Origin of the sequence: Acidithiobacillus sp. M4-SHS-6 (assembly GCF_047421495.1) — a bacterium.
Taxonomy (GTDB): Bacteria; Pseudomonadota; Gammaproteobacteria; order Acidithiobacillales; family Acidithiobacillaceae; genus Acidithiobacillus.
In genome coordinates this window covers 2,399,997-2,413,536 of the sequence record NZ_CP175559.1, presented here as the reverse complement: position 1 = coordinate 2,413,536, position 13,540 = coordinate 2,399,997, and the positions used below count along the sequence as shown (strand labels likewise).

General features: G+C 56.2%; 14 protein-coding genes. 3 read left to right on the top strand and 11 right to left on the bottom strand.

What is annotated here, in order from left to right; genetic code table 11:
• Positions 1–107: 107 nt before the first annotated feature.
• A complete protein-coding gene (locus ACJU26_RS12530) occupies positions 108–410 on the bottom strand; it encodes a hypothetical protein (protein WP_024892967.1) in 303 nt (100 codons plus the stop codon).
• Between the two features lie 188 nt (positions 411–598).
• Positions 599–1,948 carry a heterodisulfide reductase-related iron-sulfur binding cluster gene (locus ACJU26_RS12525; protein WP_414039966.1) on the bottom strand — a complete coding sequence of 450 codons (1,350 nt, stop codon included), beginning with the start codon at positions 1,946–1,948 and terminating at the stop codon, positions 599–601.
• A 197-nt stretch (positions 1,949–2,145) separates the two neighbouring features.
• On the opposite strand from ACJU26_RS12525, the gene ACJU26_RS12520 reads away from it, so the two are divergent.
• Together ACJU26_RS12520 and ACJU26_RS12515 are read left to right on the top strand one after the other, a co-directional pair.
• Positions 2,146–2,460: a hypothetical protein gene (locus ACJU26_RS12520; protein ID WP_414039965.1), complete on the top strand. Its 315-nt coding sequence runs from the start codon at positions 2,146–2,148 to the stop codon at positions 2,458–2,460.
• Positions 2,460–3,353 carry an ATP-grasp domain-containing protein gene (locus tag ACJU26_RS12515; protein ID WP_414039964.1) on the top strand — a complete coding sequence of 298 codons (894 nt, stop codon included), beginning with the start codon at positions 2,460–2,462 and terminating at the stop codon, positions 3,351–3,353. The genes ACJU26_RS12520 and ACJU26_RS12515 overlap by 1 nt, the downstream gene beginning before the upstream one ends.
• Here ACJU26_RS12515 and ACJU26_RS12510 read toward each other — a convergent pair.
• The 9 genes from ACJU26_RS12510 to ACJU26_RS12470 all read right to left on the bottom strand — a co-directional run bounded on the left by ACJU26_RS12510 (position 3,319) and on the right by ACJU26_RS12470 (position 11,951).
• Positions 3,319–4,041, bottom strand: coding sequence for a lysophospholipid acyltransferase family protein (locus ACJU26_RS12510; protein ID WP_414039963.1), 723 nt, complete (start codon positions 4,039–4,041; stop codon positions 3,319–3,321). The two genes, ACJU26_RS12515 and ACJU26_RS12510, sit on opposite strands and share 35 nt — an antisense overlap.
• A complete protein-coding gene (gene gmhB / locus ACJU26_RS12505) occupies positions 4,038–4,580 on the bottom strand; it encodes a D-glycero-beta-D-manno-heptose 1,7-bisphosphate 7-phosphatase (RefSeq protein WP_414039962.1) in 543 nt (180 codons plus the stop codon). The genes ACJU26_RS12510 and gmhB overlap by 4 nt, the downstream gene beginning before the upstream one ends.
• Positions 4,580–6,679, bottom strand: coding sequence for a glycine--tRNA ligase subunit beta (gene glyS / locus ACJU26_RS12500; RefSeq protein WP_414041980.1), 2,100 nt, complete (start codon positions 6,677–6,679; stop codon positions 4,580–4,582). Before glyS ends, gmhB begins: the two co-directional genes overlap by 1 nt.
• Positions 6,679–7,551 (bottom strand): glycine--tRNA ligase subunit alpha, encoded by an 873-nt coding sequence (gene glyQ / locus ACJU26_RS12495; RefSeq protein ID WP_414039961.1) that lies wholly within the window; start codon positions 7,549–7,551, stop codon positions 6,679–6,681. Before glyQ ends, glyS begins: the two co-directional genes overlap by 1 nt.
• An 89-nt stretch (positions 7,552–7,640) precedes the next feature.
• Complete coding sequence (locus ACJU26_RS12490; protein WP_414039960.1) at positions 7,641–8,003, bottom strand: roadblock/LC7 domain-containing protein; 363 nt, start codon at positions 8,001–8,003, stop codon at positions 7,641–7,643.
• Positions 8,004–8,052: 49 nt separating this feature from the next.
• Positions 8,053–8,691: a roadblock/LC7 domain-containing protein gene (locus ACJU26_RS12485; protein ID WP_414039959.1), complete on the bottom strand. Its 639-nt coding sequence runs from the start codon at positions 8,689–8,691 to the stop codon at positions 8,053–8,055.
• Positions 8,688–9,254, bottom strand: a complete 567-nt coding sequence (locus ACJU26_RS12480) for a GTP-binding protein (RefSeq protein WP_414039958.1) — start codon at positions 9,252–9,254, stop codon at positions 8,688–8,690. Before ACJU26_RS12480 ends, ACJU26_RS12485 begins: the two co-directional genes overlap by 4 nt.
• Positions 9,255–9,305: 51 nt before the next feature.
• Complete coding sequence (locus tag ACJU26_RS12475) at positions 9,306–10,451, bottom strand: response regulator (protein WP_414039957.1); 1,146 nt, start codon at positions 10,449–10,451, stop codon at positions 9,306–9,308.
• A 9-nt stretch (positions 10,452–10,460) separates the two neighbouring features.
• Positions 10,461–11,951: a FimV family protein gene (locus ACJU26_RS12470; protein ID WP_414039956.1), complete on the bottom strand. Its 1,491-nt coding sequence runs from the start codon at positions 11,949–11,951 to the stop codon at positions 10,461–10,463.
• Between the two features lie 495 nt (positions 11,952–12,446).
• On the opposite strand from ACJU26_RS12470, the gene ACJU26_RS12465 reads away from it, so the two are divergent.
• Positions 12,447–13,538 carry a L,D-transpeptidase family protein gene (locus ACJU26_RS12465; RefSeq protein WP_414039955.1) on the top strand — a complete coding sequence of 364 codons (1,092 nt, stop codon included), beginning with the start codon at positions 12,447–12,449 and terminating at the stop codon, positions 13,536–13,538.
• Positions 13,539–13,540 lie beyond the last annotated feature (2 nt).

Here is a 13,540-nt window from a genome sequence, read left to right as displayed (position 1 = left end):
CCAGGGAAAATGTCAGGCTTGTGAAGGTGGGGTCGCAAAGAGCGGCCCAAGTCAACCAATTGCTGGAGTGAAAATCGTCTTCACTCCAGTATTGCGGGCTAGAATTCTCAGGCGTTATTGGCAGGGCGCAGCAGAGGGCGCATACCTTCGCGTACCTGACGCTGGATGAAGGCCACCCGGCCGGGTTCTTTTTTGTCCAGTTCCGCAGCGCATTCGGAGTTGGTCAGGGCGGCAGCGCTGAGCATGACTTCCAGCTCGCAGGTGTCGACTTTGGGATCGGTAAGGGCGGCAGGGGCCACATTCATCTGATCACCGACATGCCAGAACATCCGCGCGTTCCACATGCGCAGGCGGACGTTGGGATTCTGGAAAAGTTCTACGCAACGGGTATTGAGAGCCTTGCTATCCACGGTCTTCCTCCTGTAAAAACGGAAAATGGTTTCGCTTGTTGGGGCGAGTGTGCCTAAGCATACTCGAAAATGATGGGGCAGGGGGAGTTTTTTGGGGATTGAAGTATTCCATGCCCGGATAGATTTCCTATGCGCATAAAAAACCCCGCAGGTTGCGGGGTTCATGACCGGGGTGTTTACCGGGTGATTCAGGCGGAGGCGCCCGCTTTCATGTCGATGTTTTGATTGGTGGCCAGTTCGGGGTTGTAGAGATATTCCACATTGCCCTGTTCCACCTGCTTGAGATATTCCTGGAAGTCGGCCTTGGCCTTGTCCCAACTGATGCCCATCTTCTCCACCAGGTCTTCGCAGGGCGAAGCGTGCCACTGCAACTGCACGATCTTGAAGGGATCGGCGCCACAGGCCAGGGCCGCGAGTTGCACGTCGGCGATGATCGGCATGGAGTAATTCATGTCGTGCGCCTTGCCGATCCACTGGTTCTTGTCCAGCGTGGTGATGCAGCCGGTGTCGATGCCGATCATGACGTCGGCCTTGGCTTCTTCCCGGGCGACCTTGATCTTGCGGTTCATGGAGAAGCTGCGGGTGAACTCGCGCTCGGAGATGATGTGGCGGAAACCGAAGCCACAGCAGTCGTACCAGGTGGAGTAGTCGATGACCTGCGCACCCAGGGCCTGGGCGACGGAGGTGCCGACCGCCGTGCGGTTGCCGCCGAGAATGCTGTTGTCGTAAATGGCGTCTTCCTGCACCATCTTGTAGTAATGACAGGCGGCATGGACGGTGACCCGGATGTTGCTCATGTCGATGGTCTGCAGTTCGCTGGCGATGCGGTTGCGCATGACGTGCAGCCATTCGCTGTAATGGACCACCTCTTCGGGGATGACGATCTTGCCGTCCACCAGGCGCCCCAGCTTGCCGAGGATCTTCTTGACCTTTTCCCGCAGTTCGGCGGACTCGATGAGGTATTTGCGGATCTCCTTGTAGTTGCCGAAGGAGGTGCCGCAGTGCACCAAGGGGAAGAAGTGGCCGTTCTCGAAGCCGTGCTGCTTGCCGGAGACGTAGGCCTGATGGAAGTTGCGCAGGAAGACGGCGGCCAGGGACTCCACGTTGCCGATGCCGGAGCCGTGGTAGTTCCAGGCAGTGCAGGAGGTCTGGTCGGTCTCGTCCAGATAGTCGGTGCCCAGCTTGTTCATGAACCACATGAGGCTGGTGGGATAGCCGGGGATGTTGCCGCACTGGCCGCAGCTCTTGTGGTGCCAGAGCTGGTTGGTGGGCACCCGCTTTTTCCAGCCAAAGAGCGTCTCTACTTCGATGGGCTTGTGCTCATCGGTGATACGATGAACGATGATTTCGCCTTCCTTTTCCAGTTCCCACATGTGCTCGCGAACGTCGTCCATGCGCTCGCCCAGGTCCACCGTCCGCCGATCCACGTGACTGCGCACCCAAGCCGTGGCCGCTTCCGCTTCATGGGCCGATAGATTGGTGTCCTGAAAAAAGGCGCCGTGTCCCGCTACGCCTTGCTGCGTGCTGTTGTCGCTCATTGCTGTGCTCCTTGGCCGAATGGCCAGCTATTGCGAATAAACATGACTACTTGTTTATATTGTTGACTATTATGCTCCACAATAATTCCGTTGCCAAGGGAGAAGATTTATGATGCTGGACTTGCGGTTGAATAGAAACTTGCCTTGTTGGCGAGAGCAGGGCACATTTACAGAAACCCAATAAGGATCAACAATCAATGAAAAATACGCGGGAAGCGCAGACGGAATTACAGATTGCTGAGGCGTGTCAGCGGCTTTACCAACATCCTCTGGTACAAAGTAAGGGATGGTTACCCAATTTGTTCTGGCGCACTGCCAGTCGCGAAGATCCTTTTGGGAGCTTGCGGGTGGACCCTCTGGAGCTGGAGGTTCTGTTTGCGGCCATTTGCGGGGAAGACTCCCAGGCGCGGGACCTGCTCGAACAGGAAAAACCGGGGAGGGCGGGTTTCATCGAAAGATCCATCGCCCATGGCGAATTACCCCTGCTGAGCTTTCGTGCTGACCCATCCTGATGATGGCGGAAAATGCAAAAATCGTGGTCTTGTCGCGCTTCGGGAACCTGTATTCCACCCAGCGACTGCTCCAGGCCATTGCTGCTGCTGGCATGGAGCCGCTGCTCCTGGACCCGGAGCAATGTCTGCTGTCCCTGAATGGCATCCACGCTGAGTTGTATGTCAATGGCGAGGCCCTTTTCCATTGTGCCGCCGTCATCCCGCGAATTGGTGGGCCCATTACCGCATTGGGCGCCCGTCTGCTGCGCTATTTTGCCGGAGCCGGAACTCTGTGTCTGAACGGGGCCGAAGCCTTGCAACTGGCGCGGGATAAATTTGCGTCCTTGCAGGTTCTGCTGGCTGCCGGAATAGCCGTTCCGCAGACGCTGTATTTCACTGATTCACGGCAACGGGAAGCCGCTCTGAAGATGCTGGGGGCACCCCTGGTCCACAAGCTCCTGCAAGGTTCCCAGGGCGTCGGTGTCAGTCTGGCGGAAAGCGCAATGGCTGCGCGGGGCATGCTGGATACTTTCCTGAATCTTCAGCATGAAGCCCTGATTCAGGAATTTTTGCCCGGGCGTCGGGATGTCCGGGTGATCGTCTTGTTTGGAGAAGTCATTGCCGCCATGGTCCGGGAATCGGCAACAGAGGATTTTCGCAGCAATCTGCACTGTGGTGGCCGTGCCCGGGCATGGCCTGATCTACCTGATGCCTGGGCAGATATGGCCCGGAAAGCCGCTGTGGCGTTGGGTCTGGATTTTGCGGGAGTGGATTTGATGGCCGATACCGATCAGAATCCGCTGGTGCTGGAGGTGAACCCTGCACCCAGTCTGGAGGGTGTTGAAAAAAGTACGGGCGTGAATATTGCCGAACGGATAGTCATGGCTTTGCAGGCGCACCTGGCATCTGGCTGACGGTGTTGCGGATCCAGTCTTCTGCGGCTTGGGTCAGTGTCGCGGGTTTTCCGCTGGGGGGCAGTGCCGGACCAATCTCTAATTCCATCTGTCCCGATTTTTTGCGCCAGTCATTACGCGCCCAAAAGCAGCCGCTGTTGACGGCAATGGGCAGTAAGGGCACTGCTGCCCGTAAAGCCAGCCCGGCTGCAGTGCTGCTGAAAGGGCCGACTTCACCACAGGGGTAACGGGTTCCCTCGGGGAAAATGACCACATGAAATCCGGCTGCCAGACGCAGTTTGCCTTCTTCCATGACCTGCACCAGCGCCTGACGACCCGCGCTGCGGTCAATGCCGATGGGCCAGGCCAGACGCAGTCCCCAACCAATGATCGGGAGGCGGAACAGCTCCTGTTTGAGGACAAAGGACAAGCGCGGAAATATACACCAGAGGAGCAGGGTTTCCAGGGCCGATTGATGATTGGCGACAATGACGCAGGGGGTGTCGGGAATATTTTCCAGGCCCCGGATGCGATAGTGTAACCCGCAACTGAGGCCGAGCCAGTGGACGGCGACTCGGGCCCAGAGGCGGCTGGCCCAGACCCGTGCTGAGAGTGGCATGGGCACGGTCAGCAAGGTAAAAAAAGCCCAGATAATCGTCCATAGGAAAAAGCCGAGGTAAAAAATGCCGCTGCGCAGGGTTTGTATCAAGGGGCACCCAGTAATAAGGCCTGCACCACCGCTGCCAGATCCGCAAAAATCGGGTATCCGGCCAGTTCGGCTTGCCGACGGGCATTTTGCCCCTTTCCGGTGAGTACGAGGATGGGTTTGGCTCCGGCATCGTGGGCCGCCTGGAGATCGCGGAGGCTGTCGCCAATGGCCGGCACATTGCTCAGGGAAATCTGCAGGCGTTCGGCTATTTCATGAAACATGCCCGGCAGGGGCTTGCGGCACGGGCAGCCAGCGTCGGGCAGGTGGGGGCAGAAAAAAATGGCCTCAATGCGTCCGCCAAAAACAGCCAGTTCCTGACGCATGCGCTGATGAATGGCGGTGAGGGTGCGAATGTCGAACAGCCCCCGGCCAACACCGGACTGGTTGGTGGCAACCACTACCTGAAATCCCGCCCTGTTGAGGCGGGCAATGGCTTCCAGGCTGCCCGGAATGGGGCGCCATTCCGCTGGAGACCTGATGAAGGTGTTGCTGTCTTCATTGATGACGCCATCCCGGTCAAGAATGACCCATTGTGCCATCAGGAGCCCTGGATCTGCGCAAAGTCGGCAATGCCCAGAAAGCTGTCCTGCAGTCTGGACAGCAGGGCCAGCCGGTTTTGCCGGATTTCGGGGTTTTCCGCCATGACCATGACCTGATCGAAAAACTGGTCCACGGAGGGACGTAATCCGGCCAGCAGATCCAGAGCACTGGCATATTGCCCTTGGCGCAGATGCGTATGCACGGATTCGGCCATGGCTTGCCAGTGCGCCCAGAGCTGCCTTTCGGCTGGTTCTTCAAAGCGTTGTGGATCAGGCTCGCCAGTGACCTCCCGGTGCTCCTTGCGCAGCAGGTTATTGATGCGCTTGATCAGCGCAGCAAGCGCCTCGGCAGAGGGATGTTCGGCGAAAAATGTGGCCAGGGCTTCCAGGCGTTGCCGTGCATCCAGGACTTGATGGGGCTGACGGCTGAGCACGGCGTTGATCTGATCTCCGCGAAAACCTTCTTCCTTGAAATATACGCGCATCCGATCCTGAAAAAAGTCGAGTACGGCGATGCTGAGTGCAGTGGGATCCTTGACAATATTTCGATCCAGGGCTTCCAGCGTCAGGGCGACGGCTGCGTCCAGATGCAGGGTTAATCCGGCATCGAGAATGATGCGCAGGACGCCCAAAGCGGCGCGGCGCAGAGCAAAGGGATCCCGGTCGCCGCTGGGAACCTGGCCAATGGCAAAAAAACCGCAGAGGGTGTCGAGCTTGTCGGCAATGGCCAGACACTGACCAGCCCGGCTTTGGGGGGTGTCATCCTCCCGACCGTTGGGCAGATAATGCTGGGCAATGGCCGCCGCGACGTCGGGCTTTTCGCCGTCGTGACGGGCGTAATGTCCACCCATGATTCCCTGCAGTTCGGGAAACTCTCCGACCACGCCGGACAGCAGATCACTTTTGCAGAGCGCTGCAGCACGTTCCAGATCATTCGCGCTGGCCTGACAGAGAGGGCTCAACGCCCGCACCAGCTTTTGCAGGCGCAGGGTTTTGTCATAAATGCTGCCCAGACCTTCCTGAAAGAGGACATGCTGCAGTTCCGGACGTCTTTCCGCCAGGGATTTCTGGCGATCCTGATCCCAGAAAAAAGCCGCATCGGCCAGACGCGCCCGCAGGACCCGGTTGTTGCCGTGAATGACGGCCTGGGCATCCTGACTTTGCAGGTTGGCCGCAAACAGATATTGCGCAAGCAGTTGGCCGTTTTCGCCGCGCAGCGGGACATAACGTTGATGCTGCATCATGACCGTGATCAGCACTTCCTCGGGAATCCGGAGGTAATCTTCGGCAAAACTGCCCATCAGGATCACCGGCCACTCATTCAGTCCGGTGATTTCATCCAGCAAGGCTGGTGGTAATAGGGGCTTGGCCCGCAGGTCTTCGGCCAGGGCTGAAATTTTGCTGGCAATATGACTGCGGCGCAGGGCGAAATCCGCCATGACCTGGCCATGCATCAGGGCTGCCGCGTATTCCGAGATCCGCTCGATGGGGATGGCGGCGGGATGATGGACCCGATGGCCGAAACTCTCGCCTCCGGCCTGCAGGCCAAATGCCTGCCAGTCCAGCACCTGCTGTCCCTGGCGTAAAAGCAGCCAGCGCACCGGGCGCAGGAAGCTATCCTGGCGTGATCCCCAGCGCATGCGTTTGCGTAAAGGCAGGGCGGCAATGGTCTGGCTGGCAATCTCCGGCAGCAGGCTGTAACTGCTGCGTGCGGCCTCGATTTCCCGCCAGGCCAGTACCGGGCCCTTTTCCGTATCGAGGGTGTGCAAGTCTTCGAAGGGCACACCACAGGAGCGGGCGAAGCCTGCGGCTGCCGGGGTAACTTTTCCGCTGGCATCCCGGGCTCTTTCCACAGGAGGGCCGCGCCGGATGCTTTCCCGGGGACGGCTGTGCAGGGCAACGTCCCGAATCCATAAAGCCAGACGCCGCGGAGTGACATAGGCCGTGATCTGACCATAATCAAGTCCGGCTTCATCCAGCAGGCGGGCTATTTGTTCAGCAGCGGCGTCACGAATGGGGAGTTGTTCGCGGGCGGGAAGTTCTTCACAACCGATTTCCAAGAGGCAATCTTCCAGGAGAGGATTTTCATGGGCTGACATCATGCGCTCCGCAGCAGGGGATGGCCTAGTTCGGCGCGGGTTTCTGCATAAATTTCCGCAACCCCCTTGGCCAGTCCACGAACCCGGCCGATAAAACGGGCGCGCTCGTTGACGCCGATGGCATGACGGGCATCCAGGAGGTTGAAGGTATGGGAGCAGTCCAGAACCCGTTCATAGGCGGGTAAAGGGAGTTTGTTGGCCAGGAGCGTGCGGCAGTCGGCTTCGGCGCGATCAAAACGCTGGAAAAGATCTTCTACAGGAGCCAGCTCAAAATTATAGCGGGATTGTTCCACTTCATTCTGATGAAAAACGTCACCGTAGAGGACTCCTGGGGTCCAGACCAGATCGTAGACGCTTTCGACACCTTGCAGGTACATGGCCAGACGCTCCAGACCATAAGTCACCTCACCCATCACCGGATGACAATCCAGACCGCCCACCTGCTGAAAATAGGTGAACTGGGTGACTTCCATGCCGTTCAGCCAGACTTCCCAGCCCAGTCCCCAGGCACCCAAGGTGGGAGATTCCCAGTCATCTTCCACAAAACGGATATCCTGTACCTGCGGATCAATCCCCAGAGCCGCCAGGGAATCCAGATACAGGTCCTGCAAATGAACCGGATTGGGTTTGAGGACAGCCTGAAACTGATAATAATGCTGGAGACGATTGGGATTGTCCCCGTAGCGCCCGTCGGTGGGACGTCGGGAAGGCTGCACATAAGCCGCCCGCCACGGTTCGGGACCGATGGCGCGCAGGAAGGTGGCGGGATGAAAGGTACCAGCCCCGACGGGCATGTCCATGGGCTGCAATAGTACGCAACCTTGTGCGGCCCAGAAACTCTGGAGCCGCTGGATGATTTCCTGAAAAGTCATATGCGTCTCGGACAGTGATTTGGCGCATTATGGCCCAAGGGAGCGGATGCTGTGAAGCGATCCGGAGCGATCCCTGGATAAAGACAGGATCACAAGAGTTCGGCAATACCGCTGGAGGCGCGTTTGGCGTCGAGGAACACCAGTCCCAGCTTGGCTTCCTTGCGGGCGATGATGGTCAAAACGGCATCAGGACCGGCATGAATGAGCAGCACATAGCCATTGTCACCTTTGATCATGACCTGTTCGAGCTCACCCCGGGCCAATTCTGCGGAGGTGCGATCACCCAGTGAGAGCATGGCGGCGGCCATGGCGCCGACGCGGTCTTCGTCCATGCTGGAAGAAAGCAGGGAGGCAATGGTAAGACCATCGGTAGAGATGACTGCGGACGCCTCGATATCGGCGGACGAGCCATTGAGGTCACTGAGGATGGATTTGAGCATTTCTTCGCGCATGGGGTTTCTCCTGATGAACTGTCAATAATTCGGTATGAAATATAAGAAATCAGCGGTAGCGTTTATCCAGCTCCTGGACCAGTGTGACAAAGGACTGATCCTGAAGACGGGGGGTACCGCTGACGATGAGCATGAAACGTTGTTGCCCGATGAATAGCGGCCAAAAACCCAATTCAGATCGGCCGGATGGGTCCAATAGCCCCCAACTTTCCGTGTTGACCCGTAAATTGTTTTTGAGCAGGCGATCGTGGCGGGATTGCAGGGAAAGCAGATCAGCGGAAAGACCCGCCAGTTCTTCCGCCGCTTCATGGGCAAAACCTGCCGCTGCCAGATAAAAACCATTTTCATCGGCGAGAAGGGTTTTTTGCTGGTCCGATAAGCGGGCAAGCAAGGGAGGTAAGGCATCTTCCAGTCGTAGGCCGCTGTCGGCCCGAGCCTGATGGGTACCGCGCAGCAGGCCGAGGCGTTGCAGGCGGAAAACGCTGCGTAGCGCTGCTTCGGGATTGCTGCTTTCCGCCCATTGACAGGCGATTTCGGCAGAAAAAGGGGCGCGATTTCCGCTGCGAAGGACATGCAACAAAATGGCACGGTTGCTTTCCTGATCTGGGCTGGAAGTCGCATAAAAGGCCCCCGCAGGGGTCACTTCGCCGTAGACCTCGGTACGCGCGGTAACCAACTCTATGCTCATGGAACGTCTCCAATCCCTGGGTCAATGGAGTAAAGCAGGGCCATGACCAGATTTTTTATGTCCTCCTTTTTGCGGCCATCAATTTCAAAAATGGGTGGAATCGGATTCAGCATTTTGAGGTCAGCAGTCACTTCGAGAAGCATGTTGGCATAATCCGCAGGGCTTGGCCGGTTTTGCAGATCCGTCTTGGAAATGCCAATCACCACGGGAGCATGGATAATGTAGTCCCTGAAAGCGTGCAGAAAAAAATGCAGATCCTTTTTGGGATTGGGACGAGTATTATCCAACAGGAGGACCAGGCCCAGCCCGCCTGTAGTAAGAATATCCCACATGAAATCGAAGCGTTCTTGCCCAGGGGTGCCATACAGATGAATTTTGGTTTGGGGGTCCAGTTTGAGTGTGCCGTAATCCATGGCTACCGTGGTATGCCCTTTGCGATTCAGCGTCATGTCTGAGGCTTGAGCATCTGTGGATATGATCGGCATATCCGATATCACCGATATGGCGGTGGTTTTCCCCGCGCCAACTGGACCTGTAAAAACGATTTTATTGTCTTCTCTCACAAAATGGCTCCTTGAAAATCATCGTTATCAGCATCGCAGCATGCGCAAGCCCTATATCCCGGCTATGCGCTTCAGGAGGCGGCCCAAAAAGCTTCTTTTGGCTGCGGGGATTTCTGTGTCTGCAGGGGTTGAATGCTGTGGCACCCGAACCATGTTCCCTGGATTTTCTGGAGTGTTGTAGTGCAGTAATTCCAGCGCATCAGCGGCGGCCAGGAAGTTGAATAAATCCGGTACTTCAACGCGCAACATTTTCACCGTGAGCGCTGGCGAAGCAGGAGAGCGCGCCAGAAATGCCGCCAGCCGCAGTGCATCGGGGAGCATGGGCAAGCGGGTCAGATTAGGCCATTGCTTCAGTTGCACCGGCGCATTAATTGGTAGTTTCTGGTTCAGTCGGCCATTGGCCGTCCATGCGCCCACCTGCCAGAGCAAGGATTGCAGGGACATGTGGCGAGCCGTATCGCTGCCTGCGGAATCATCCTCGCGCGGCGCACGCATCTGCAATTTCACCGAAGATGTGCGACAAATATGCTGTATCTGTTCATCATCCGCCAGAGTGATGGCCTGATCCGTCATCGGTTCAATACGTAAGATGATGTGTTGGTTCTGGTCGGCAATGATGGTTGTGGTTTGATCACGTTGAACGATTTGCAGAAGACCCAGCAATCCTTCGTTGGAATTGAAATACTGGACTTCTTCGGGGCGGAGCACCGGCACTGGTTTGGCGGGTATGGCTGGTGCAATCAGCGGAGTTTGTGTCGGAATCGTCTCCGGGACGTTGACGCTCATTGGGGGGATTGTCACATCCGGTCGAATCGGCTTGACATTGGTGTCAGCAGGAGTTTTTTCAGGTGCCTTGGGTGAATCCAGTAAAAGCGATTCCAATGCGGGAAACAAGGTTTCCATCCGCACCGGCTTCTGGAGGATCGGGAACCGGCAGTCTGCGGATGAAGAGACGCTGGTGACCAGAACACGTTGTGTGGGTTCCTCCTGATGCAGCTTGCGGGCGATTTCACGGCCTTGTGGTCCGTCAATATCCACAATGGTCAGATGCGGAACCCGATCATCGGCGGATTCGAGCAGGTGATATTGACGGCAAGTATGCATTTTGAAGGCCATGCGAAAAACCGCTTCCTTGCGGTTATCCATACCGAGGCCACGAACGAGGATGCTGTCACTATGGGAAGTATTATTCGTCATGATCAAATCCTAAATGACCTGTCGTACCGGTTGGCGCTGCATACGTTCGGCAAGACTGAACATCTGACGCATGATTGCTGCATCAGGGGGTGTTTCCATGTTGAGAATGGCACGAGCAAAGCGGGAAAAACGTTCATGGGCACCCATACGTTCATACATTTCCAGAAGGGGTCGGTAGTAAATCTTGTGATCGGGACGAGCGAGGGTAGCCTTTTCCAGAAGATCGACGGCTTCTTCCACCTGCCCATACTCCAGAAGACTGTCGAATTCTTGCAGAATGCTGTCATCGTTGTCCTTGATCACGATCCGATGATCGCGGCGAATCTCCTCCAAAACCAGCGCCGGACTGGTAAATGGAATGGCTGTCAGGGGTAAGTAAAGGCCGTATTGTTCGGCTTGTTCAGCGAGTATATGTTTGTTTGTTTCACTGGCCTCCAGGTGGCCCCAGAGCGGATGATCTCCCAGTTGGCGGCCATGATTCAGCATCCGGGCACGCAGGGCGGCGCCAGCTCCCCATAAGCTGATATAAAGCTGCAGTAATGCTTCTGCGAAATTTTCACAACGCTTTTGCCGATAAAAAATATCCAGCAAAGCCACATGCAGGACCAGCTTGCGAGGATCAAAAATGAGGTTGCGTTTTAAAATGTGTTCGGCTTCTGCATTTTGCTGGGTCGCCTGCAACACACGAACGGTGGTTAATGGATCAACCAGGGTTGCGCTGATACTCCATTCTCTGGGACTGATGGTCTCGAGGTGCGATTGCCCCTGCAGCAGTGCTTCTTCTCCGCTGACAGGTGCGGAGTGCGCCTTGTTTTTTAGATCCGGCTGGGATTTTTCAGAAAAACCGCTGATATCCATATCCAGTGGCTCGGGATTGACCAGGGCTTGTTGGAGTTCTTGCTGCGCCCTGAGCAGCGCCGGTGAAGTCGGTGCCGGGTTCCCGGTATCCTGCATAGTGCTGATGGCTGCCAACTGGCTATTACTGATGCCGGTATTCTCGGCAAGAACGCGGAGCTGGAGGTTCTCTGGATCCGAATGGAGGCCCGTGAGAACAAGATCTTGAGCCTCCACACCGGAGATGATTCCGGTATCGTACAGGTGACTCAGCCAATCGGCAAAGCGATCCATGTCCGGGATCTCTTGATACAGGGCCAGCAATTTTCGGCTTTGCTGGATGTCGTCCGGATGGTGTGCAACATACCAGCTCAGTGATGTAGCAGCCTGTTCCAGATGTCCGTAGGCCAGATAAATTTCAATCTCTTCGAGAATGCTGGTCTCATCAACTTCGGCGCTGGTGATCTGATCTGGTGTAGTTGCTGTGGAGGTCCGAGGAACTTGCGGATTTGGATTGGAAACGGACGCTTCCGCTGTCCTTGAAGCATTGGTTTTTGGAGGAACCTTCAGCAGCCGTTTTCTGTTGAATGATTTCCAGAGTCCCGCAAAGACCAGGAGGATAAGCAGTAATACAATGATGATCAGGCTGCTGAGAGGTAATTCCATGCACGAAGCTCACTTCCGATTGAACATGTTTGCGGCAATTGACGCATGGATCCGTAAATAGGCGTTTTAGGCACCCTGTCAATGTGCAAACAGTGCAAGCAGAGATTTTAATCGGGATACGCTCAGGCGCGAGTGAGCGAAAGATTGGGGCAGTGCTGGCATAACCCGAAAAGGGCAGTGCCTTCACTACCTGGGGAAAACGTTCGCGGCTGACGGTGGCCAAGGTCCATTCGGCACGGAAGGTCCCCTGAAGGGAATCTGCAGGTCAGCAGCCAGATCGGCCTGCGTATGATCCAGGCGAAACAGGGCATCATGCAGTTCCGCTGCAGGTATTCGCGCTCCTTGAACGGCATTTTTTAAGATGATGAGTTGTGGTGATTCCATAGAGGCCTCCTTTTCCCTTATGATAGTGCCGGTTATCAGAATGCTGCCAACGGCTCCTTGTCGGGAGTTGGTCGGGCATCTGAATGGTATTTGCCGCGAACAGGAAGGCCAATGAAGCAAAAACAATGGGGTATCTGGCTGTTAAGTGCTGCACTCACTGCTTTGGGCGTTACTATGGCTGAGGCGAGCGTGTTTCCTTTGCCGGAGCATGGCAACATTGTCGGCACATTACATGCTGTAACTACCCATCGGGAAGATACACTCCTGGATATCGGACGTTTTTATGACCTGGGTTACAATCAGGTCACCAAGGCCAACCCAGGGGTCAACCCCTGGTTGCCGGGGCAGGCCAGCAAGGTCGTCATTCCGGCCCAGTACATTTTGCCTCCCAAACCCTGGACCGGAATCGTGGTGGATATTCCGGCGCGGCGGATTTATTTTTTCCCGAACAATGATCATGTGGTGTACACCTATCCGGTAGGGGTATTTCTGCCCGGCTGGAAGGAAAATCTGACCACCACCCGGATCATCGCCAAGTTCAAGATGCCGGCCTGGAATGTGCCCAAAAACATCCATGCCTGGTTCAAGCAAAAATTTCATATGAATATCCCTTGGTACTGGCCGCCCGGACCTGAAAATCCCATGGGCGAACTGGCCATGGAAACGGGGCTTTCCGGGATATTCATTCATGGCACGTATCATCCCTGGGGGGTAGGTATGCGCTCCAGCCAGGGTTGCTTCCAGATGTATCCGGGGAATGTGGCGCAACTTTTCCCCATGGTTCCGGTGGGAACGCCAGTGCGTATCATTGATATGCCCAATCTGGTCGGTGTGCATGATGGTGAGATCTATCTTCAGTCCTACAAACCCATGGATAGCTATCACAAGGGAGTGCCTGACCTGCAGCGCGCGGTCATGCAGATCAAGAAGTTCATGAACGAAAATCACATTGAGCAGGCGATCGACTGGAGCAAGGTGCGGCGCATCGTCGGTGAGCACAATACCGTGGCCTTGCCCATCGGCGTCCATTCACCCAGTTACCAGACCCTGGCGGCCGCGCTTCCCGCCAAGCCCTATGCGTATGCACCCTATGGTCCTTCCGCCAATGGTGCGGCAGTACCTCCGCCTTTAAAGCTGGCAAAGCCCAGTGATCAGGAGCATCTGCACGTCCATGTCTCGTTCCCCGATCGCAAGGCAGAATAAGG

Coding starts and splice junctions, on each gene's coding strand:
- ACJU26_RS12525 (WP_414039966.1), bottom strand. CDS start 1,948: ATGAGCGACAACAGCACGCAGCAAGGCGTAGCGGGACACGGCGCCTTT.
- ACJU26_RS12490 (WP_414039960.1), bottom strand. CDS start 8,003: ATGCGCGAAGAAATGCTCAAATCCATCCTCAGTGACCTCAATGGCTCG.
- ACJU26_RS12470 (WP_414039956.1), bottom strand. CDS start 11,951: ATGGAATTACCTCTCAGCAGCCTGATCATCATTGTATTACTGCTTATC.
- gmhB (WP_414039962.1), bottom strand. CDS start 4,580: ATGGCACAATGGGTCATTCTTGACCGGGATGGCGTCATCAATGAAGAC.
- glyS (WP_414041980.1), bottom strand. CDS start 6,679: ATGTCAGCCCATGAAAATCCTCTCCTGGAAGATTGCCTCTTGGAAATC.
- ACJU26_RS12515 (WP_414039964.1), top strand. CDS start 2,460: ATGATGGCGGAAAATGCAAAAATCGTGGTCTTGTCGCGCTTCGGGAAC.
- ACJU26_RS12520 (WP_414039965.1), top strand. CDS start 2,146: ATGAAAAATACGCGGGAAGCGCAGACGGAATTACAGATTGCTGAGGCG.
- ACJU26_RS12485 (WP_414039959.1), bottom strand. CDS start 8,691: ATGAGCATAGAGTTGGTTACCGCGCGTACCGAGGTCTACGGCGAAGTG.
- ACJU26_RS12465 (WP_414039955.1), top strand. CDS start 12,447: ATGAAGCAAAAACAATGGGGTATCTGGCTGTTAAGTGCTGCACTCACT.
- ACJU26_RS12475 (WP_414039957.1), bottom strand. CDS start 10,451: ATGACGAATAATACTTCCCATAGTGACAGCATCCTCGTTCGTGGCCTC.
- glyQ (WP_414039961.1), bottom strand. CDS start 7,551: ATGACTTTTCAGGAAATCATCCAGCGGCTCCAGAGTTTCTGGGCCGCA.